This window comes from Haemophilus sp. HMSC071C11, from assembly GCF_001837655.1.
Taxonomy (GTDB): domain Bacteria; phylum Pseudomonadota; class Gammaproteobacteria; order Enterobacterales; family Pasteurellaceae; genus Haemophilus; species Haemophilus influenzae.
In genome coordinates this window covers 43,674-66,257 of record NZ_KV833406.1, presented here as the reverse complement: position 1 = coordinate 66,257, position 22,584 = coordinate 43,674, and the positions used below count along the sequence as shown (strand labels likewise).

Genomic DNA, 22,584 nt, shown 5'->3' with positions numbered 1-22,584 from the left:
GATCCTTATGAAATCTGGCGACCTTAACAAATATGATTTAGTTAAAAACACTTTGGTGCTTGTACTTGCAGGTGGACGTGGTTCACGTTTACACGAATTGACAGATAAACGTGCAAAACCAGCGCTTTATTTTGGTGGTAATCGTCGCATTATTGATTTCGCACTTTCTAATTGTATTAACTCAGGTTTAAACCGAATTGGGGTCGTGACTCAATATGCGGCACACTCCTTGCTTCGTCATTTGCAAACAGGATGGTCTTTTTTACCACAAGAGAGAGGGGAATTTGTCGATATGTTGCCAGCTCGTCAGCAAATTGACGATTCTACTTGGTATCGTGGCACGGCGGATGCGGTATATCAAAATATGGCTATTATTAAAAATCACTATCGCCCGAAATATATTTTGATCTTAGCGGGCGACCATATTTACAAACAAGATTACAGCGTGATGTTAATGGATCACGTCAATAGTGGGGCAAAATGTACTATTGGTTGCATTGAAGTGCCCCGTTCTGAAGCACACGAATTTGGCGTAATGGCTGTAAACGAAAACTTGAAAGTAAAAGCTTTCGTGGAAAAACCAAAAGATCCGCCAGCAATGGTGGGTAAACCTGATGTTTCGCTTACTTCAATGGGGATTTATGTGTTTGATGCGGATTATCTTTACAAAATGTTAGATCGTGAAGTTGGCACCCCGAACACCAGCCACGATTTCGGTAAAGATGTATTGCCAAAATGTTTAGAAGAAGGCGCGCTTTATGCTCACCCATTTAGCCGTTCTTGCATGGGACGCAACACCGAGGGCGAAATTTACTGGCGTGATGTAGGGACACTTGATAGCTTCTGGCAATCTAATATCGACTTAGTCTCTGAAAATCCACAATTAGATATTTACGACCAAAGCTGGCCAATTCGTGGTAATCCGGTTCAGGCTTATCCGTCTAAATTCTTCTATAAACACTCTAACGTGCACCCAGTAGATAACTCATTGATTGGCGGGGGCTGTGTGATTACCGATGCATCGATCAGCAATTCCGTGCTTTTTGATCGCATTAAAATTGATTCCTTTTCAAAAGTCGATCACTGCGTGGTGTTACCACAAGTTAAAATCGGTAAAAATTGCGTGTTGAAAAATTGTATTATCGACCGCGAATGCGAAATTCCTGATGGTATGCAAATTGGTGTGGATATGGAAGAAGATAAAAATCGCTTCCGTATTAGCTCAACAGGCAAAGTCATTCTTGTAACCCCGAAAATGCTAAAGATACTTGAGGGACACGAGATTGGCGAAGAAGGTCATTTAGATTAGTTAGGAAAAGTGCGGTCAAAATTAACCGCACTTTCTGAATCCCTCTTTAGCAAAGAGGGGGGGCTGATCGAGCATTATTCATATTTATAGGGAAAATAAAAAACTCAATGAAAATACTACACGTTTGTTCGGAACTCTATCCGCTCTTAAAAACAGGCGGGCTTGCCGATGTTTTAGGGGCATTACCCCAAGCACAGAACCAAATTGGGCTAGATGCTCGCGTTTTATTGCCTGCTTATCCCGCAATTATAGCAGGCATTCAGAATACTCAAGTGGTTGCCGAATTTGACAACTTCGCTGGGCACGTGGTGTTGCGTTATGGAGAATATAATGGTGTCGGGATCTATTTGATTGACGCACCGCACTTATACGGTCGCGAAGGCAATCCTTATCACGATGCCTATTACAACGACTACGGCGACAACTACAAACGTTTTGCTTTGCTCGGTTGGGTGGGGGCAGAATTAGCCACAGGTTTAGATAGCTGGTGGCGTGCAGAAGTGGTACACGCTCATGATTGGCACGCAGGTTTGTGTGCAGCATATCTGTTCAACAAAGGTCGCCCTGCGAAATCGGTGTTCACCATTCACAACTTGGCATATCAAGGGCAGTTTTCTTATCATCATTTGTATGAAATCGGCTTGCCGACAGGGATGTTCCACGTAGAAGGCTTGGAATTATTTGGGCAGATTTCTTACTTGAAATCAGGTTTGTTCTATTCTGATGCAAGCACGGCAGTTAGCCCAACTTATGCAGAAGAAATCACGACACCAGAATTTGCCTACGGTTTGCAAGGCTTGCTTTCTGGCTTAAAAGCTCAAGGTCGTTTGGTGGGGATTTTAAATGGTGTGGACGAAAATATTTGGCATCCGAACGTGGATCAATACATTCCGCACCATTACAAGCTCAAATATATGGCAGGCAAAAAGAAAAACAAAGCCGAACTGCAAGCCTATTTCAATTTGCCACAAGATGAATCTGCCTTGGCATTTGTGATGGTTACCCGTTTAACCGAGCAAAAAGGTGTTGATTTATTAATCGAAAGTGCAGACGAAATCGTCAAACAAGGCGGTCAGTTGATGATTTTAGGTTCAGGTGCACCGCACTTTGAACAAGGTATTCGTGAGCTTGCTGAACGTTATCCGCAAAATATTGCGGTAAAAATCGGCTACGATGAAGCCCTTTCGCATTTAATGGTGGCAGGTGGCGATGTGATTTTAGTGCCAAGTCGTTTCGAGCCTTGTGGCTTAACCCAACTTTATGGTTTGCAATATGGCACACTGCCACTTGTTCGTAAAACAGGTGGTTTAGCGGATACGGTGGTGGATAGCACTTCAGAAAGCATCAAAGCTCGCACCGCAACAGGTTTTGTGTTTGAAAGTGCAACGCCTGAAGCTCTCCGCCATTGCTTGCAACGTGCCTTTGCCTTATGGCAAAAACCGCGTGCATGGGCGATGGTTCGTACAGATGCAATGGAACAAGACTTCAGCTGGCGTAAGGCTGCAGAGCAATATAGAACACTTTATGAACGCTTGTAGTTTTATTCGTAAACTTTCTTAACAATCACACCGCTTGTGAAAGAATATTTTGCAAGCGGTGTGGTTGTGCTTGTTTTTTGCAAAGATAAGCATAAAATTCGAACTACTTTTGTAGGCTGTGTAAACAACATTCACGCATTCAAAGAGCGGTCAAATTTTGATTGATTTTTGCAAACGTGCGTGAATTTTGAAAATTCACACACCCTACGTTAATCATTTCTTAGCATTCTAATAGAGGTTTTACCTATGATAATGGATAACTTTGATTCTCCATTCCAATATAATCGTCCTGAAATGACCGTTGAAGCGATTAAAAAATCAATCGTTTACAAACTTATTTTCTTAATCGGTCGCTCTCCACGTGAAGCCAGCCAACGCGATTGGCTCAATGCAACACTTCACGCTGTGCGTGATTTAGTAACAGAGGGTTGGATCACTACTGCTCGCCAAACTCGAGCAGAAGATTCTCGCCGTGTTTACTACCTTTCAATGGAATTTTTAATCGGGCGTACGCTATCTAATGCAATGATTGCAGAAGGCATTTATGGATTAGCACAGGAAGCACTTTCTGAATTAAATGTGGATTTAGAAGAAGTTTTAGAAAAAGAAGTAGATCCTGGCTTGGGCAATGGTGGTTTAGGTCGTTTAGCCGCTTGTTTTATGGATTCTATTGCGACCCTTGGTTTACCGGGTATGGGCTACGGTATTCGTTATGAATATGGTATGTTCCGCCAAAAAATTGAAAATGGTCAGCAAGTCGAGCGTCCTGATGCATGGCTTGAAAAAGGAGCACCTTGGGAATTTATTCGTCCATCTAAACGCTTTACCGTAGAATTTGGTGGAAACATTCATTTCGAAGGCAAAAAATGTATTTGGCAAGATACCGAAAAAGTAACCGCACTTGCTTACGATCAAATGATCCCAGGTTATCAAAATAATTCTGCAGCAACATTACGTTTATGGTCGGCACACGCAGGCGAAGTGTTTAACCTTGCCGACTTCAACCGTGGCGAACATTTAGCCGCATTAGAAGAGCACTCCGCAAATAAAAATTTATCACGTGTACTTTACCCTGATGATTCTACTTGGAATGGTCGCGAATTGCGTTTACGTCAAGAGTATTTCTTAGTCTCTGCATCGCTTCAAGATATTTTACGCCGTCACAAACGCACCCACGACAGCCTTGAAAACTTGGCGGATAAAGTGGCGATCCACTTAAATGATACCCACCCAGCGTTAGCGATTCCTGAATTAATGCGTATTTTAGTGGACGATGAAGGTTTCGAGTGGAAAAAAGCGTGGGAGATGACGCGTAACATTTTCTCTTACACCTGCCATACTTTAATGTCCGAAGCGTTAGAAACTTGGCCTGTGGAAATGATGGCAAAAATCTTGCCACGTCATTTACAGATGATTTTTGAAATTAACGATCACTTCTTAGAATATGTCCGCACTTATGTAACGACTGACAACGATTTTATCCGCCGTGTTTCTCTTATCGAAGAAGGCTACCAACGCAAAGTGCGTATGGGATGGCTATCCGTAGTAGGTTCACACAAAATCAACGGGGTTGCCGAAATTCATTCCGATTTAATGGTAACTTCAACCTTTGCAGATTTTGCTCGTATTTTCCCAGAACGCTTTACCAACGTAACAAACGGTATCACACCGCGTCGTTGGTTAGCCGTGGCGAACCCACAATTAGCCGCATTGTTTGATAAATATATCGGTTCAGAATGGCGTTGTGATTTAAGTCAAATCGAAAAACTTAAACCATTTACGCAAGAAAAAGCATTTAAAGAGGCTGTTGCTGACATTAAATTTGCTAATAAAGTGAAATTAGCGGAATACGTAAAACGCGAGTTAGGGGTAGAGCTTGATCCGCACGCCTTATTTGACGTGCAAGTAAAACGTATTCACGAATATAAACGCCAAATGTTGAACGTATTACATATTATCGCTCGCTACAATGAAATGCTTGCCAGCCCTGAAAAAGATTGGCAACCGCGCGTATTTATTTTAGCAGGTAAAGCAGCTTCGGCTTACTATGCTGCGAAACAAACGATCCATTTAATTAATGATGTTGCTAATGTCATCAATAATGATGAGCGTTTGAAAGGCCGTTTAAAAGTTGTATTTATTCCAAATTACAGCGTAAGCCTTGCGCAGTTGATTATTCCTGCAGCAGATATTTCTGAGCAAATATCCCTTGCTGGTACTGAAGCATCAGGCACCAGTAATATGAAATTTGCCTTAAATGGAGCATTGACACTCGGTACACTTGACGGTGCGAACGTAGAGATCTTGGAAAACGTGGGTGAAGATAACATCTTTATTTTCGGTAACACAGTGGAACAAGTTGAACAACTTCGTCGAGAAGGGTATCGATCATTTGAATACTATCAAAACGATGCTCAATTACGCACAGTCGTGGATCAAATTATTGAGGGTAAATTCTCACCCGAAGATCCTCAACGTTATCATCAATTATTACAAGGCTTGCAATACCACGATTATTATCAAGCTTTTGCTGATTTCCGTAGTTATGTAGAAACTCAAAAAGCCGTAGATGAAAAATACAAACAACGCGACCAATGGATTGAAAGCACTATTCAAAATATCGTGAATATGGGCTTCTTCTCGTCTGATCGCACAATTAAAGAGTATGCGGAGAGAATTTGGAAAGTTGAGCCTGTTCAATTAGATGATTAATAATAAAATTAAAAACACCACAAGTTTTTTACTTGTGGTGTTTTTTTATGGAAAGTGCGGTAAATTTTTGAGATGTTTTTATGTGGGATTTTTCGTGATCCCTATCACAATATCTTGTAAAACCACTTAAAAACGTTACCTATTTTCATTCAATTAATGATACATTTGCATCCGTTTGACTTTTTGTCATTTTAACGATGAATAGGCGAAGGTTTGTTCATTAATTTCATTAACCCAATCATCAATCAGAGGGAAACAGTATGTTAATTGGTGTACCTAGAGAGCTGCTTGAGAATGAGAGCCGTGTGGCGGCAACGCCGAAAACGGTTCAGCAAATATTGAAATTGGGCTTTGACGTGATCGTGGAACACGATGCAGGTTTTAAAGCTAGTTTTGAAGATCAAGCATTTTTAGACGCGGGCGCGAAGATCGGTACGTCGGCTGAAATTTGGCAATCGGATATTATCTTCAAAGTAAATGCACCGACAGATGAAGAAATCGCTCAAATGAAGGAAGGCGCAACGCTTGTGAGCTTTATTTGGCGCATGCAAAATCCTGAGTTAATGAAAAAACTCACCGCGAAGAAAATTAATGTGTTAGCAATGGATGCGGTGCCTCGTATTTCTCGTGCGCAAGCATTGGATGCGCTTTCTTCTATGGCGAATATTTCTGGTTATCGTGCTGTCATTGAAGCTGCGCATGAATTCGGTAGCTTCTTTACTGGGCAAATTACTGCTGCAGGTAAAGTTCCACCAGCAAAAGTGTTGGTTATTGGTGCGGGTGTGGCTGGTTTGGCGGCAATTGGTGCAGCAAATAGCCTTGGGGCGATTGTTCGTGCTTTTGACTCTCGTCCTGAAGTGAAAGAGCAAGTTCAGAGTATGGGCGCGAGCTTCTTAGAAATTGATTTCAAAGAAGAAGGTGGCAGTGGCGATGGTTATGCGAAAGTGATGTCGGAAGAATTTAACCGTCGTGCGATGGAGCTTTATGCAGAACAAGCTAAAGAAGTCGATATTATTATTACTACGGCAGCCATTCCGGGTAAACCAGCGCCTCGTTTAATCACCAAAGAAATGGTGGATTCAATGAAACCAGGTTCGGTGATTGTGGATTTAGCAGCTGCAACTGGCGGTAACTGTGAATATACACAAGCAGGGAAAGTTGTTACAACTGAAAACCAAGTGAAAGTGATTGGTTATACAGATTTCCCAAGCCGTTTACCGACGCAATCTTCTCAACTTTATGGCACAAACTTAGTCAATTTATTAAAACTTTTGTGTAAAGAGAAAGATGGCAATATCAATATTGATTTTGAAGATGTGGTTCTTCGTGGTGTAACTGTTGTTCGTGATGGGGAAGAAATTCCACCAGCACAAATTCAAGTGTCTGCACAACCAAAACAAGAAACCAAAGCTGCACCAGTGGCAGAGAAAAAAGAGTCTAAACCAACAGATCCTCGTGTGAAATACGGTGTGATGGCTGGTGTTGGCGTGTTATTCCTTTGGTTAGCTTCTGTGGCGCCCGCTGCATTTTTATCACATTTCACCGTATTTGTTTTAGCTTGTGTGGTAGGTTATTACGTGGTTTGGAATGTTAGCCATGCACTTCACACACCATTAATGGCAGTAACAAATGCAATTTCAGGCATTATTATTGTAGGTGCATTATTACAAATTCGTCAGCCAACAGGCAATCTATTTATCGATGCGTTAGCTTTTGTGGCGATTTTGGTGGCAAGCATCAATATTTTTGGTGGTTTCCGTGTCACACAACGTATGTTAGCAATGTTTAGAAAAGGTTAAGGAGCGCACAATGTCTGAAGGTTTAGTACAGGCTGCGTATATTTTAGCAGCATTACTTTTCATTATGAGCTTGGCAGGACTTTCTAAACATGAAACTGCTAAAGCAGGTTGTTGGTTCGGTATTGTTGGTATGACCATTGCCCTTATCGCAACCATTTTTGGCCCTCATTCTGAAGGAACATTTTGGATCATTATTGCGATGATCATTGGTGGAGTAATCGGTGTTCAACGTGCATTAAAAGTAGAAATGACTGAAATGCCAGAACTTGTGGCGATTCTTCACAGTTTCGTTGGTTTAGCGGCTGTACTCGTTGGCTTTAATAGCTATGGTTTACACCATGAGGCATTAATGCCAGAAGGGTTAGATGCAGCAGCACAAGCCGCATTTGTAGCTGAACAAGCAGTATTAACGAATATTCATAATGTCGAAGTATTTTTAGGTATTTTTATCGGTGCAGTCACTTTCACTGGTTCTGTTGTCGCATTTGGTAAATTAAGCGGAAAAATTAATTCAAAAGCATTAATGTTACCGCATCGCCATAAATTAAATTTAGCCGCACTTGTGGTATCTGCATTATTGATGGTTGCATTCTTGAATAATCCAGAAAGCATTTTCCCTGTGTTATTAATGACAGCGATTGCGCTTGCATTTGGATGGCACTTAGTGGCATCAATCGGTGGGGCAGATATGCCAGTTGTGGTATCAATGCTTAACTCATATTCTGGTTGGGCAGCAGCTGCAGCAGGTTTTATGTTGAATAATGATTTGCTCATCGTTACAGGTGCGCTTGTTGGTTCTTCTGGTGCAATTCTTTCTTACATTATGTGTAAAGCGATGAACCGTTCATTTGTGAGCGTCATTGCTGGTGGTTTTGGTAACGATGTTCAAGTTTCTTCAAGCGAAGAACAAGGCGAACACCGTGAAACTACAGCGGAAGAAGTGGCTGAATTGTTGAAAAATGCAAGTTCTGTGATTATCACGCCGGGATATGGTATGGCTGTTGCACAAGCACAATATCCAGTCGCTGATATTACGGCAAAATTGCGTGAACGTGGTGTGAACGTTCGTTTTGGTATTCACCCTGTTGCAGGACGTTTACCGGGCCACATGAACGTGCTTTTAGCTGAAGCGAAAGTACCTTACGATGTTGTACTTGAAATGGATGAAATCAATGATGATTTCGCTGATACCGATGTGGTATTGGTTATAGGTGCGAACGATACGGTAAACCCAGCGGCGATGGAAGATCCAAATAGCCCAATCGCGGGAATGCCAGTGTTGGAAGTATGGAAAGCACAAAATGTGATAGTGTTCAAACGTTCAATGGCAGTGGGTTACGCTGGCGTACAAAACCCATTATTCTTCAAAGAGAATACGCAAATGCTCTTTGGTGATGCAAAAGATCGCGTTGAAGATATCTTAAAAGCATTATAAAAAACACGCATAAAAATAACCGCACTTTGGGTTGCTTAAGTGCGGTATTTTTATTTATAGCATTTAAATATTATCTTCATGATTTTCCAAAATTTCTGAACACAAGCCCAATCCAGATAAAAATTCAATAAATGCCCGTACTTTTATTGGTAAATGTCTTCTGTTTGGATAGACCACATGAATTTCTAATTTTTGTTGTTTATATTCTGGCAATATTTCAATAAGCTCGCCTTTTTCAAAGGCTCTACCTAAAATAAATTTTGGTAAATTAGCAATACCGAGTCCCGCTTTTGCCATATTTAATAAGGCAAAACCGCTATTACTTACCACTTTGGATTGGATTTTGAAACGTTGGGTTTGATTTATACGTGAACCAACCCAATTTACCTGATTCATTGCATTTTTATAAAGTAAGCCATTGTGATGTTCTAAATCATCAGGCGTTTGTGGAATACCATTCGTTTCAAGATAATTAGGCGACGCTGCAAAATGAACAGTAGTAGTTCCTATTTTACGTGAAACCAACGAGCTATCTTCCATATAACCAATACGAAGAGCAAGATCATAGCCTTCGGATAATAAATCGATTTTCTTATCATTAAATTCAACTTCAATATGCAAATGAGGATGCTTAGCCATAAAAGTGGGTAAATTTGGTGCAATAAAAAGTAAACCAAAATCACGAGGAACGGAAATCAGTAAATTTCCTTGTAATGAACTGGTAAGCTGAGTAATGCTGGAATCTGCTTCATCTAAATCAAGCAAAATGCCTTGACAGCGTTGGTAATACATCATTCCAGCTTCAGTAGGCATAATTTTTCTGGTGGTACGTTGTAACAATCGTGTTTTTAAATGTTCTTCTAATTGTGAAACTAATTTGCTTGCCATCGCCACAGAAATATTTTGTTGCTTTGCTGCCAATGTAAAACTTTGGGTTTCAATGACTTTGCAGAAAATAGAAATCGCGTTGAGTTTATCCATTTATAGACCTTTTTTGAAAAAATGCTTGATTTTGCCAACATAACTTTGCACTATACCGCCAATTTTACAAAATTCTAGTAATATTAGGTAATCAAATGAGTAAATCCTTGGTGATTGTGGAGTCGCCAGCAAAAGCAAAAACTATTAATAAGTATTTAGGTAGCCAATATGTCGTGAAATCGAGCGTGGGACATATTCGTGATTTGCCGACGGTTGGTTCTAGTACAGGTGAAAAAGCTAAACCAATTTCAACCAAAGGTATGGATGCCGAAGAAAAAGCAAAAATTAAGGCAGAAAAGGAACGTAACGCCTTAGTTAAACGTATGGGGATTGATCCTTATCACGATTGGAAAGCAAATTATCAGATTCTGCCTGGTAAAGAAAAAGTGGTTTCCGAATTAAAGTCGCTTGCTAAAAAAGCAGATCACATTTATCTCGCAACCGACTTGGATAGAGAAGGGGAAGCGATTGCGTGGCATTTACGTGAAGTGATTGGTGGTAACGATGATCGTTTTAGTCGCGTGGTGTTTAACGAAATCACTAAAAATGCCATTAAACAGGCTTTTGAAAAGCCTGAACAATTAAATATGGATCGTGTTAATGCTCAACAAACTCGTCGTTTTTTAGATAGAGTAGTGGGCTTTATGGTGTCGCCATTACTTTGGAAAAAAGTGGCACGCGGGCTTTCTGCTGGTCGAGTTCAATCAGTTGCGGTTAAATTATTAGTCGAACGCGAGCGTGAAATTAAAGCTTTCCAGCCTGAAGAATATTGGGAAGTTGCCGTCCTTACGAATAATCAAAATAAACAAGCTATACGCTTGGATGTTACGGATTATAAAGGCAAGAAATTTGATCCAAAAAATCAAAAAGAAGCACAAAGTGCGGTAGATTTTCTGAATGTTTCAGATTACGTTGTCACAGATTTAGAAACTAAGCCAACAAGTTCTCGCCCTCGCGCACCATTTATTACATCAACACTTCAACAAACTGCAAGTACTCGTTTGGGATTTGGCGTTAAGAAGACAATGATGTTAGCCCAACGTTTATATGAAGCGGGTTACATTACTTATATGCGTACGGATTCAACCAATTTGAGTCAAGATGCGCTTAATATGGCGCGTAGCTATATTGAAAATCATTTTGGTGCACAATATTTACCAGAAAAACCAAATTTCTATTCTAGTAAAGAAAATGCGCAAGAGGCTCATGAGGCTATTCGTCCATCAGATATTCGAGCATTGCCTGAATCCTTAGAGGGAATGGAAAAAGACGCAGTACGCCTTTATGATTTAATTTGGCGTCAATTTTTAGCATGTCAAATGCCGCCAGCACAATATGATAGTAGTACATTGACAGTTACCGCTGGCGATTATACCTTGAAAGCAAAGGGAAGAATTTTACGTTTTGATGGTTGGACAAAAGTATTGCCACAGATAGGTAAAAATCCTGAAGATCAAGAATTGCCTTCAGTTACTGTGTCAGAAAAACTTGCTTTAAAAGAAGTGCAACCAACACAACACTTTACCAAACCACCTGCTCGTTTTACTGAAGCGGCTTTAGTAAAAGAATTGGAAAAACGTGGTATTGGCAGACCTTCCACTTATGCGGCAATTATTTCCACCATTCAAGAACGTGGTTATGTTCGTACTGAAAATCGTCGTTTCTATGCAGAAAAGATGGGCGAAATTGTGACTGATCGCCTCAATGAGTCTTTTGGCGAATTAATGAATTACGATTTCACCGCGAATATGGAAGATACTTTAGATAAAATTGCCTCTGGTTCAGTAAATTGGAAAACTGAATTGAATCAATTCTTTAAGGATTTTTCTAGCCAGCTTTCTAAAGCTGAATTAGATGAACTTGAAGGCGGTATGCGTCCGAATAATCTCGTGGAAACCGATATTAAATGCCCAACCTGTGACAGAAATATGGCCATTCGTACGGCAAGTACGGGGGTATTTTTAGGATGCTCGGGTTATGCATTGCCGCCAAAAGAGCGGTGCAAAACAACGATTAATTTAATTCCTGAAGCGGAATTATTAAATGTTTTAGATGAATCTTCAGAAACTAAAGCATTAATGGATCGTAAACGTTGCACAAAATGTGGAACGGCAATGGACAGCTATGTAATCGATGCACATCGTAAAATCCATATTTGCGGTAATAATCCAAATTGTGATGGATATTTAATTGAAGAAGGCTCATTCAAAATTAAAGGTTATGATGGCCCTGTTGTTGAGTGTGATAAATGCGGTGCGGATATGCATTTAAAACTTGGTCGTTTTGGCAAGTATATGGGATGTACAAATTGTGATAACACGCGCAAAATTTTGAAAAGTGGCGAGGTCGCACCACCGAAAGAAGAGCCAGTACATTTCCCTGAGTTAAAATGCGAAAAATCTGATGCATATTTTGTATTGCGTGATGGTGCGAGTGGGGTATTTATGTCAGCACATAACTTCCCAAAATCCCGCGAAACACGCCCAGTTAAAATCGCTGAACTTGTGCAATATCGCGAGCGTTTACCTGAAAAATTAGCTTATTTAGCCGATGCTCCACAAAAAGACCCAGAAGAGAATGAAGCGATTGTTCGTTTTAGTCGCAAAGAGAAAAAACAATATGTCACTTCTGAAAAAGAGGGAAAAGCGACTAAATGGATTGTTGATTTCACCAATGGAAAATGGGTTGAACGAAAGAAATAAGAAGAAAAGTGCGGTAAAATCACCGCACTTTTTTGTTTTTAATACATTTTCTTATATTTTTTAGATTATCTGAGGATTAAAGGGCTGCTACAATTTCATTAATTTTATTTTTTGCGGACGCTTGGGCTTTTTCAATCGCCTCTGGCCCGAATCCAATGCCTTGTGCATAAACAAATTGCACATCTGTGATACCGATAAAACCTAAAATTGATTTCATATATTGTGTTACTAAATTTTCTTCATCATACAACCCACCAAATGCACATAACACAATGACTTTTTTGCCTTTCAACAAACCTTCAGGACCCTTTGCTGTATATTGGAAAGTAACGCGCGGACGTGCGATAAAATCAAAATAGCTTTTTAATTGTGTTGGAATGTTTAAATTATACATTGGCGCACCAATTATTAATGTCTGTGCGTTTTTTAATTCTTCGATTAATTCATCAGACAACGCCAGAAGTTGTTTTTCTTCTATTGTTTTTGGTTCCCCACGCACAGCAATTGCAGCTGCGGTATCAAAATATGGAAGCGGTTGTTGAGATAAATCGCGTACGATAATGTTATTACCTTGTAATTTTTCGACAGCATAATCAACTAATTGATTAGTCTGAGAGTTATTTCCTGAAATGCTAGATTTTAATACTAATACGTTGCTCATTTTTATTCCTTAACAGTGTATCTAAAAGTGCGGTTATTCTAGCCTTTATTTTTAGAATATAAAGCCCCTAGTCAGAAAAACATTATTTCCTTTCTGTAAAATATGGGCATTTATTTAACAATACTTCAAGAAAGTGATAGAATTCGCCACGCATTTTTTGCCTAATTTCGCTCGTTCAATGGTAGGAATGAAGCCAAGTAGGGCAAAAGTGCGGTTAATTTTTATAGAATTTTAAATGAACACGTCACCTTTCGTATGGGTGACCACTGTATAAGGAAAAAACAATGCCAATTATTACTTTACCTGACGGTTCCCAACGTCAATTCGATCGTCCTGTTTCTGTTCTTGAAGTCGCACAAGATATTGGTGCGGGTCTTGCTAAAGCCACTATCGCAGGTCGTGTAAACGGAGAACGTCGCGATGCGTGCGATGTTATCGAGCAAGATGCAACGTTAGAAATTATTACTGCAAAAGATGAAGATGGTTTAGAGATTATCCGCCATTCTTGCGCTCACTTGCTCGGACACGCTATTAAACAATTATTCCCAGATGTAAAAATGGCAATTGGTCCAACTATTGAAAACGGCTTCTATTATGATGTAGATTTAGATCGCTCTTTAACCCAAGAAGATATTGATGCAATCGAAAAACGTATGTTGGAATTGGCAAAAACAAATTATGACGTCGTGAAAAAACGTGTTACTTGGCAAGAAGCGCGTGATACCTTTGAAAAACGCGGCGAGCCATATAAAATGGCAATTTTAGATGAAAACATTGAACGTACTGCAACGCCTGCGTTATATCATCACTTAGAATATATTGATATGTGCCGTGGACCACATGTGCCAAATATGCGTTTCTGTCAGCATTTCAAATTACAAAAAGTCGCTGGTGCGTACTGGCGTGGCGACAGCAAAAACAAAATGTTACAACGTATCTATGGTACGGCTTGGGCGGATAAAAAACAACTTGCTGAATATTTAACACGCTTAGAAGAAGCGGCAAAACGTGACCACCGTAAAATTGGTAAAGCATTAGATTTATATCATATGCAAGAAGAAGCACCAGGTATGGTGTTCTGGCACAATGATGGCTGGACAATTTTCCGTGAGCTTGAAACCTTCGTGCGTACTAAATTAAAACAATACGATTATCAAGAAGTAAAAGGCCCATTTATGATGGATCGCGTATTGTGGGAAAAAACAGGTCACTGGCAAAATTACGCAGATTTAATGTTCACAACTCAATCTGAAAACCGTGAATATGCAATTAAACCGATGAACTGCCCAGGCCACGTTCAAATTTTTAATCAAGGTTTAAAATCTTACCGTGACTTACCAATCCGTATGGCGGAATTTGGTTCTTGCCATCGTAATGAACCATCAGGTTCTTTACACGGTTTAATGCGTGTTCGTGGCTTTACTCAAGATGATGCTCACATTTTCTGTACTGAAGATCAAATTGAGAGCGAAGTAACTAGCTGTATCAAAATGGTGTACGACATTTATAGCACCTTTGGTTTCACTAATATCGCAGTAAAACTTTCTACTCGCCCTGAAAATCGTATCGGTTCAGATGAAATGTGGGATCGTGCGGAAGCAGGTCTTGCAGCAGCATTAGCACACAACGGTCTTGAATATGAAATTCAAGAAGGTGAAGGCGCATTCTATGGTCCGAAAATTGAATTTGCATTACGTGATAGCATTGGCCGTGAATGGCAATGTGGTACCGTGCAATTAGACTTCGCATTACCAGGTCGTTTAGATGCAACTTATGTGGCAGAAGATAATAGCCGTAAAACCCCTGTCATGATTCATCGTGCAATTTTAGGTTCTATTGAGCGCTTTATTGGTATCATTACCGAAGAATATGCAGGTTTCTTCCCTGCATGGTTAGCCCCAACCCAAGCAGTTGTAATGAATATCACTGATAGCCAAGCAGACTATGTACAGAAAGTCGCAAAACAGCTTTCTGATGTAGGTTTACGCGTGAAAACTGATTTACGTAACGAAAAAGTGGGCTTCAAAATTCGCGAGCATACTTTACGCCGTGTGCCTTATATGCTTGTTTGTGGTGATAAAGAAATCGCAGAAGGTAAAGTGGCAGTACGTACCCGTAAAGGTGCTGATTTAGGCACATTTACTGTGGAAGAATTTGCGGAAATCTTAAAAAATCAAGTAAGAAGCCGTGAATTAAAGTTATTGAATGAAGAATAATACTTCTCGAAAATAACCAATATAATTTACTGTTTAGACAGTAATTTCAATTTAACGGTGATCGTTTAAGCAATCACCGTTATTTTTATCTGTTTCAGATCTGTTGAGATTTCATTTATTTTCTAATAAGCAGCTGCTTTTAATACGCTGACAAATCTGCCTGATTTTTTTAGAGCTTTTTGCGCCAACGCATCTATTGTGGCTTTTGTCGCTAACTGATCTAAATGTTGATAGGTATAAATGGCATCTGGATTATCTTGTTGCCAGTAACTTTCTTCAATAATTGAAGCAATTGAAACTAAAGAATCAAATTCACGTCGAATCTGAGTATGTTGTTCCGCTAGTTTTTTACGTAATAAGTTTTCATCAATGCCATTTTTTACAATGTCATCTAGTACCTGATTTGTAAGATGCGTAAGTTCCTCCACGCGCTTAGGGTCGCAACTAAATTCAATTTTCCCCTCAATTTGTGGTGCATAAACATCTTGCATAAACCAACTATTTACAGAATAAATACCAGAAACTTTTTCACGTAGAATTAAGCGTAATTTTTCTTGCACAATATCCGCAAGAATATTGAATAAATATTTTTGTTCTGTTCGCCAAGTATTATCTGCGGTAAGGTATATTTCTACATCAGCTCTCGGTTCTTTCAAACCATTCATAATAAATGATTGAGTTGGTGTATGAATAATAGTCGGGACAAAATGGCGGATCTGAGTTTTTGATTCAATAGAAGCTAAATAACGTTCTGCCAATTTCTTTACTTGATTAAGTTCAATATCGCCAATAATAAAATAGGTAAAATCTGTTTTATCTAAAATATAATGTTGATAAGCGTTACTTAATTGGTTTTTATCAAATGCTAATTGCTGTGCTTGTTTTTGAGTATAGACAGTTTCAATATTTGGAAAACGTAGTTTTGAAACGGCTTGCATAAATTGTGTTTCTAAATCAATCTGTTTGAAATAATCACGGGTTTCACGTCGATATTTTTCTAAGGCAAGATCGGATATAGGAGAAGAACGTAATTTTAAGCGGAACAATGTCAGTAAATTTTCCAAATCCTTAGGTTTAGATACACCAGTAAAACCTTGTTTATCATCATCAATCACAGTTGCAATCACCAATGGATCGCGCGAAAAAATTTGATTAACCGCAGAAAGAGAAAGTTCTCCAACACCTGTTTCATCAACTACACTAACGGCAGCACGTAATAAGTGATAGTCCTTATTTGGGATAGAACGTAAACCACCTTGAGTAACAGCACGAAAATGTACTTGATTTGGAGTTTTGTCACTATAGTGATAGATCAATTTACTTCCATTACTTAAACGAAATTCATAAATATCGCCTCGATCCCAATATTTTTCTTGAGAAAGTGAGCCTGTATTAAATGTTAAGTGCGGTAATTTTTCGATTTGTTTTTTTTCATCCCATTGGTGTTGTTGCATTTCCATTGCATTGTTCCAACGAGTTTCTATTTCTGCTACATCAAAAGGCAAGGCTTTTTGTGGCAAAGGTTGAGTGATTAATAATAATTTTGCTTTTAATGCTAAGGTTTGATTTAACGTGCGTTGTAAATCAGCTAATGTAATTTGAGATAAAAAACGTTTATTGAGTTCATAACGATCATTTACGCTCAATACCACTTGCTTATTTGCCACATAAGTAATGAGATCATCGGCAATTTTTAAGCTACCAGAACGAATATTTAATTGTTTTTCATTGAGTTGAGTTAAGCGTTTAATTTCGCCGTTTAATTCATTTTGAGTAAAACCTTGTTGTTTTATACTGGCAATAAAGGCAAATAATTTATCTATCGTTTTTGAATATTGTGTATCTATAAGCTGGAGAGAAAAAATGCTTTGCAGTGTTTCTTTACCTAAATGAGTGCGATAAAAATTTGCAGAATCTACGCCATTTTCTGTTTCCTTTTCCCATTGCTGTAAACGTAAGTTAAGCAATCGAGTGGTAATTTGCTGAATTAATTCCTGTTTATAACTCGCTAATGTATTGGTTTCAATTGTATTTTCAAAAAAACTTAATTCAATACTCGGAATTGTTGTGCCTTGTTCTGAAATAGAATCTAATCGCCATTTGTTGATAAGAGGAATATTAAAATCAATTTTTTCCAATGTTGTTTTAGTAATTGGGTTTTCTTGAGATAGGTTTTGTTTTAATAGTTTTACTACTTGTTTTGTATCAATATCGCCTACAATAATTACTGACATATTATCTGGTCGATACCATTTGTGGTAAAAATCAGCGACGCGTTTAGCTGAAATTGTTTTAATAATATCCATATCTCCAATAGGATCACGCAACACATAACGAGAACCCGCCATTTCAATAGCACTTTTCTTATTGCCAATACGTAGCATTGGGCTTAAACGTCTCCGCCATTCTTCTTGTACTACGCCACGTTCGCCATCCACATCTTTAGGCAAAAAAGTAATATTATTCATCCATTCATTGATGACATCAAACGCCAATTCTAATTTTTGCTGATTGTTGCTATCTAAATTTAAAGTATAGACTGTATTTTCAAAATCGGTGAAAGCATTAATATCTCGTGCAAACTTCATTCCAAGTTTTTCTAACGCATTAATAATTTGATTTTCTGGATATTTCTTTGAGCCATTAAATGCCATATGTTCAACTAAATGAGCAATGCCTTTTTGATCGTCATCTTCGTGCATAGATCCAGCATTGATCACTAATCGAATATAAACGCGTTCTTTGGGTTCAGTATTTTTTAATACAAAATATTGCAGACCATTTGATAGTTTACCGTGCTGAATATTTGGATCAAAAGGTAAATTATTATTGGGCGATAGTTCCAATGATTGACAAGCAATTAGTGAAAAGATAAGCAAAAAAAGTGCGGTTGTTTTTTTCATTATTTTACCTAGAAAAAAGAAAACGCTACGCTAAGTAAAAATAAGCGTAGAGTAGGGCTAGTGGATGTTTCAAAAGCCCACAAGCCCTATACATTGAAGAATATTAGAATTGATAGCCAACTTCTAGCCAAAATTCACGCCCAGGCGTATAAACACCGTATTCATCGCTAGTGGAAATAGTAGTGACTTTATTTTTACGTGTTTTATTGAGCACATTTAAAATATCTACTTGCATATAAACGCTATGTTTACCGCGAATGGTGGGTTGCCAACGGATACTACTGTCCCATTGTGTATGTCTGCCATAGTGATAGCTACGGAAGCGTGAAATGCCATCACCGTTATCGCCATCAAGTTCCTCATAGCTACGAATTGGGGCTTTCATATACACTTTATTAGACCAAGTGATATTGTAATCTGGTATCGTCATATCAATACCTAAACGAGCAATCCAATCTTCTGTACTGCTATTAACTTGTTGTAGCATTTGACTACGAGTCATTAATTTTCCGTCTAAATAGACGGGTTCATTTGGATTAAATTCATTACTTACATCTGCTCGTTTTGTATTTAACCAATCAAAACCAAGTGACGTAGTCCAATAAGTTTTACCTAATTTCCAAGGTTCAATATTATTGAGTTGGAAAGTATAAATATCAACACCAAAGTTATGACCATTAATATAGAAACTTTTTGCCCTTTCTTTCTTCAACATAATGCGATTCTTATTATCACGATGAATATAACCGAGTTTAAGTGCGAAATTACCCATATTTTGATCAAAACTTAAACTTAATTCATCTGCATAAGGGCTTTTTAGGGATGAAAAATTTTGATGCTGACGTGTTGAATCATTATTGAGCTTTAAAATACCATTCGCTAATTTTAACGAAGCAAAAGAACGACCGTAATAACGATTTAAACCTACTGTAAATCCTGTATTATCCCAAGGGTGATAACGTGCAACAAAACGCGGAGCAATATTATTGTTTTTTAAATAATCATCACGTTCAATACGAATACCAGGACGCAATTCAAATTTACGCCATTTAATTAAATCTTCAGCATAAATAGCGATATTTTGATAACTGGTTTTAACACGACCTTTTGATGTTGTGCTATCCGACAATTCTGTTGGCTTACTTCCATTTGCACCTAAAATCACTTGAACCACTTTTGAATGAACATCTTGTGGACGATAGAATTGATATTTAGTTGCCTGATAAATTCCACCAATAGAAATAGAATGCTCCGTAGAAGCTAAATAAAAAGGATCCATTACATATTCAGTTGAAAAATGCAAATTATCTTGGGTTAAATGGCTATTACCATAGCCACCTTTTTCGAAATTATAAAGTGAATCATAATCTTCATTTAACACCGATGTTGTTTCAACACTATTAGAGGATGATTTACGCTTATCCTGAAAACGATCGTATGCTAAGGTATTTGTCCAAACGCCAGAGTTGAATGAATGTACCCAAGCAAGCGTTGATCCCAATGCTTGATGATAATCGCTTACGTTGTTATTTATATTTTCCTTGAAATATTTCAATTCCTTATAATTTGAATAACGTAAACCAAATTCAATTCGTTCTTTTTCTTGCGGTGTCCAATTGAAATTTAATAAAAGATTATCGGAAAGTCGTTGATGATTTTGTTTGTCTAACTGTGCTTTATTATTGGCATCTTTATCAAAGCCAATTAAACGATTTTGTTCAATAGATGATGTTCTACGGCTATAGCCAAAAACCATTCCTAAATTATCATTTAGCCTTTTTTCAGCCAAAATATTGAATGTTTGTTTATTGTATTTAGGTTGTAACTCTGCCACTCCGACATCATCTGGACGTACCAACTTCAGTATTTTTTGTACTGAGTCTCCAGCTTCCATTTTTGCCCAAGAGGAATTTGTCGTGCGATATTTAAGTTTTATGCTATCAGTGCCACTATATTGTTTCGTTTTAGCGATAACTGCCCCTCCCATAAATCCCCCTAAGCTAGCAGAAATATTACTATCTTGTACTTCCACTTTAGAAAGCATAGTTGCATCAAAAAAATAAGCTTGAGTGTGACTAATTCCTGGCACAACTTGCATAGCACCGTCAAAAATACTGCTATCAATAGCAAGATCATTATTTATATTGACATTATCAACAAAGTAGGCGGTTTGATTTGGATCGGCGCCGTTAATTGAAATATTTTCAGGCTTGATTTCACCACGTTGAAAACCATTTTGGTCGCTATTTTCATAACGAATATGGGGATTGGAACGAAGATAATCAGTGATGTTACCGTTTGATGTTGGTGTTTTACTTATCTCATCAGAAGAAAGCGTTTTAACAGAAGAAAGCGATTTATTATTGTCACCATAAACAACAATTTCGGGCAATATATTTTTATTGGTTGTTTCAATAGTTTTCCCCATAACAAATGGACTGACAAATGTTGAGCAGAATAACAACATTAATGGCTTTTTTTGATACATAGTATAGTTCCCTAAAATAAAAATACAAATAAGAATGATTATCATTGTATTTTTAAAATTTATGAATGCAAGGGGAATTCGACTTAAAATAGGTATCAAATAAATAAAAACCGCACTTTAAAAGTGCGGTTATATTCAATTCTGTTTGTATGGAAGAAATTATTCTACGCCAACCATTACAGAAGTTGCTTTGATGATTGCGTATGCTTCTTTACCAACTTCTAAGTTTAATTCTTTAACTGCTGCTAAAGATACAGTAGAAGAAAGCACGTTACCGCCACCGATATCAATGTGAACGATTGCATTTACTGAACCGTTTTCGATTGAAACAACTTTACCTTTTAATTGGTTTCTAGCACTAATTTTCATAACATTTCCTTGTTAGTTAGGGTTTAACAGAGCCTGTATTTTATCTTACAAAAAACAAGTCGTAAATAAACTAAGCGTTTAAAACTTTTAAAAAATTGACCGCACTTTTATAGGCATTTTGCAGGTTTCGGCAAACCTGCTAATTTTGTGGCTTGTTTTGCAGGGCCTTCAGGAAATAAGCGTTGCAAATAACGACTGTTACCTTTATCTGCACCCAGTTTTTCAGCCATGGCTTTTACCAACATACGGATGGCTGGGGAGGTGTTATATTCTTGATAAAAGTCTCGTACAAAGTAAATCACTTCCCAATGGGCATCTGTTAATTCGATACTTTCCAGCTGTGCAATAGAGCGAGCGACATCTTCGTTCCATTGTTGGCTATTAAGCAAATAACCGTCTTTGTCAGTTTCAACTTCAATTCCATTGATATTCAACATATTAATTCACTTCTTTAAAGTTAATCATTTCGTTGTTTGAAAAATCAGTTTGATCTTCCTCCTCAAATTGCATTGGCGTGATTTGTTCTTCATCAAATGCGGTATCGCCTTCAATCCCATTAATCATTTGTCCGTGTTTGATTCCTTTGAAATCAAATAATTTTGGATCACACATATGTGACAATGTAATGTTTTGCATTGCGCTGAACATAGTTTCTAAGCGTCCTGGGTATTGGCGATCCCAAGTATTGAGCATTTCTTTTACAACTTGGCGTTGAAGATTTGGTTGTGAGCCACATAGGTTACAAGGAATAATCGGAAATTCTTTCGCGATAGCATATTTTTCAATGTCTTTTTCTTTGCAGTAAGCAAGCGGACGAATCACAATTTGTTTACCATCATCAGAAATTAATTTAGGTGGCATTGATTTCATTTTGCCGCCATAAAACATATTTAAAAATAGTGTCGCTAACATGTCGTCTCGGTGGTGCCCTAAAGCGATTTTGGTTGCACCAAGTTCTGTGGCAGTACGATATAAAATTCCACGGCGTAGGCGAGAGCAGAGCGAACAAGTGGTTTTTCCCTCTGGAATTTTTTCTTTCACAATGCCGTAAGTATTTTCTTGTACAATTTTGTAATCTACGCCAATACTTTCCAAATATTCAGGCAATACGTGTTCTGGAAACCCTGGTTGTTTTTGATCAAGGTTCACCGCAACAATATCAAATTTAATCGGCGCACTTTGCTGTAAATTCAACAAAATATCGAGAAGCGTATAACTGTCTTTGCCTCCGGATAAACACACCATGACTTTATCGCCATCTTCAATCATCCCAAAATCCGAAATAGCGTTGCCTACGTTACGGCGAAGACGTTTTTGTAATTTATTGAAATTATAGCTTTGTTTTTTCTCTTGTTGGGCTAACTGGGTTAATTCGCTCATTCTGTTATCTTTGGTTATTCATGAAAGGCGCACATTATACGTGAAAAATAGGAAAAGTGCGGTCAATTCAAAAGAAGATTTTTAAGATCCG

Annotated in this window: 14 protein-coding genes; 7 read left to right on the top strand and 7 right to left on the bottom strand. The window is 38.2% G+C overall.

Going from position 1 to position 22,584, the window contains the following annotated elements; genetic code table 11:
- Positions 1-7 precede the first annotated feature (7 nt).
- The 5 genes from glgC (at position 8) to pntB (ending at position 8,793) form a co-directional block, all read left to right on the top strand.
- The gene (gene glgC, locus HMPREF2644_RS03450) at positions 8-1,309 is read left to right on the top strand and encodes a glucose-1-phosphate adenylyltransferase (RefSeq protein WP_038441126.1); all 1,302 of its coding nucleotides are present in this window, start codon (positions 8-10) and stop codon (positions 1,307-1,309) included.
- 107 nt (positions 1,310-1,416) lie between these two features.
- Entirely contained in the window at positions 1,417-2,847 is a 1,431-nt protein-coding gene (gene glgA / locus HMPREF2644_RS03445) for a glycogen synthase GlgA (protein ID WP_005656779.1), read from the top strand.
- A 246-nt stretch (positions 2,848-3,093) separates the two neighbouring features.
- The gene (locus HMPREF2644_RS03440) at positions 3,094-5,559 is read left to right on the top strand and encodes a glycogen/starch/alpha-glucan phosphorylase (protein WP_038441135.1); all 2,466 of its coding nucleotides are present in this window, start codon (positions 3,094-3,096) and stop codon (positions 5,557-5,559) included.
- Positions 5,560-5,819: 260 nt separating this feature from the next.
- Positions 5,820-7,358 (top strand): Re/Si-specific NAD(P)(+) transhydrogenase subunit alpha, encoded by a 1,539-nt coding sequence (pntA, locus tag HMPREF2644_RS03435; protein ID WP_038441137.1) that lies wholly within the window; start codon positions 5,820-5,822, stop codon positions 7,356-7,358.
- Positions 7,359-7,368: 10 nt separating this feature from the next.
- Positions 7,369-8,793 (top strand): Re/Si-specific NAD(P)(+) transhydrogenase subunit beta, encoded by a 1,425-nt coding sequence (pntB, locus tag HMPREF2644_RS03430; protein ID WP_015702241.1) that lies wholly within the window; start codon positions 7,369-7,371, stop codon positions 8,791-8,793.
- 63 nt (positions 8,794-8,856) lie between these two features.
- Here the strand turns inward: pntB and HMPREF2644_RS03425 are convergent, their stop codons facing one another.
- A complete protein-coding gene (locus tag HMPREF2644_RS03425; RefSeq protein ID WP_005691976.1) occupies positions 8,857-9,774 on the bottom strand; it encodes a LysR family transcriptional regulator in 918 nt (305 codons plus the stop codon).
- Positions 9,775-9,869: 95 nt separating this feature from the next.
- Between HMPREF2644_RS03425 and topA the strand changes: the two genes are divergently transcribed.
- A complete protein-coding gene (gene topA / locus HMPREF2644_RS03420) occupies positions 9,870-12,476 on the top strand; it encodes a type I DNA topoisomerase (protein WP_038441141.1) in 2,607 nt (868 codons plus the stop codon).
- Positions 12,477-12,552: 76 nt separating this feature from the next.
- Here topA and HMPREF2644_RS03415 read toward each other — a convergent pair whose 3' ends face one another.
- Entirely contained in the window at positions 12,553-13,137 is a 585-nt protein-coding gene (locus tag HMPREF2644_RS03415; RefSeq protein WP_070828235.1) for an FMN-dependent NADH-azoreductase, read from the bottom strand.
- Between the two features lie 284 nt (positions 13,138-13,421).
- Between HMPREF2644_RS03415 and thrS the strand changes: the two genes are divergently transcribed.
- Positions 13,422-15,353, top strand: a complete 1,932-nt coding sequence (gene thrS / locus HMPREF2644_RS03410; protein ID WP_070828234.1) for a threonine--tRNA ligase — start codon at positions 13,422-13,424, stop codon at positions 15,351-15,353.
- Between the two features lie 122 nt (positions 15,354-15,475).
- Here thrS and HMPREF2644_RS03405 read toward each other — a convergent pair whose 3' ends face one another.
- From HMPREF2644_RS03405 to ttcA, 5 genes are all read right to left on the bottom strand, one after another.
- Complete coding sequence (locus tag HMPREF2644_RS03405; RefSeq protein WP_070828233.1) at positions 15,476-18,256, bottom strand: M16 family metallopeptidase; 2,781 nt, start codon at positions 18,254-18,256, stop codon at positions 15,476-15,478.
- A 103-nt stretch (positions 18,257-18,359) separates the two neighbouring features.
- On the bottom strand, positions 18,360-20,744 hold the full coding sequence (locus HMPREF2644_RS03400; protein WP_070828232.1) for a TonB-dependent receptor plug domain-containing protein: 2,385 nt from the start codon (positions 20,742-20,744) through the stop codon (positions 18,360-18,362).
- Between the two features lie 159 nt (positions 20,745-20,903).
- Positions 20,904-21,113: a TOBE domain-containing protein gene (locus HMPREF2644_RS03395; protein WP_005631673.1), complete on the bottom strand. Its 210-nt coding sequence runs from the start codon at positions 21,111-21,113 to the stop codon at positions 20,904-20,906.
- A 107-nt stretch (positions 21,114-21,220) separates the two neighbouring features.
- A complete protein-coding gene (locus tag HMPREF2644_RS03390) occupies positions 21,221-21,550 on the bottom strand; it encodes a TusE/DsrC/DsvC family sulfur relay protein (protein ID WP_038441149.1) in 330 nt (109 codons plus the stop codon).
- 1 nt (position 21,551) lies between these two features.
- Entirely contained in the window at positions 21,552-22,493 is a 942-nt protein-coding gene (gene ttcA, locus HMPREF2644_RS03385) for a tRNA 2-thiocytidine(32) synthetase TtcA (RefSeq protein ID WP_070828231.1), read from the bottom strand.
- Positions 22,494-22,584: the final 91 nt, after the last annotated feature.

Coding starts and splice junctions, on each gene's coding strand:
- glgA (WP_005656779.1), top strand. CDS start 1,417: ATGAAAATACTACACGTTTGTTCGGAACTCTATCCGCTCTTAAAAACA.
- pntB (WP_015702241.1), top strand. CDS start 7,369: ATGTCTGAAGGTTTAGTACAGGCTGCGTATATTTTAGCAGCATTACTT.
- ttcA (WP_070828231.1), bottom strand. CDS start 22,493: ATGAGCGAATTAACCCAGTTAGCCCAACAAGAGAAAAAACAAAGCTAT.
- HMPREF2644_RS03405 (WP_070828233.1), bottom strand. CDS start 18,256: ATGAAAAAAACAACCGCACTTTTTTTGCTTATCTTTTCACTAATTGCT.
- HMPREF2644_RS03395 (WP_005631673.1), bottom strand. CDS start 21,113: ATGAAAATTAGTGCTAGAAACCAATTAAAAGGTAAAGTTGTTTCAATC.
- glgC (WP_038441126.1), top strand. CDS start 8: ATGAAATCTGGCGACCTTAACAAATATGATTTAGTTAAAAACACTTTG.
- HMPREF2644_RS03440 (WP_038441135.1), top strand. CDS start 3,094: ATGATAATGGATAACTTTGATTCTCCATTCCAATATAATCGTCCTGAA.
- HMPREF2644_RS03390 (WP_038441149.1), bottom strand. CDS start 21,550: ATGTTGAATATCAATGGAATTGAAGTTGAAACTGACAAAGACGGTTAT.
- thrS (WP_070828234.1), top strand. CDS start 13,422: ATGCCAATTATTACTTTACCTGACGGTTCCCAACGTCAATTCGATCGT.
- pntA (WP_038441137.1), top strand. CDS start 5,820: ATGTTAATTGGTGTACCTAGAGAGCTGCTTGAGAATGAGAGCCGTGTG.
- topA (WP_038441141.1), top strand. CDS start 9,870: ATGAGTAAATCCTTGGTGATTGTGGAGTCGCCAGCAAAAGCAAAAACT.
- HMPREF2644_RS03400 (WP_070828232.1), bottom strand. CDS start 20,744: ATGTATCAAAAAAAGCCATTAATGTTGTTATTCTGCTCAACATTTGTC.
- HMPREF2644_RS03425 (WP_005691976.1), bottom strand. CDS start 9,774: ATGGATAAACTCAACGCGATTTCTATTTTCTGCAAAGTCATTGAAACC.
- HMPREF2644_RS03415 (WP_070828235.1), bottom strand. CDS start 13,137: ATGAGCAACGTATTAGTATTAAAATCTAGCATTTCAGGAAATAACTCT.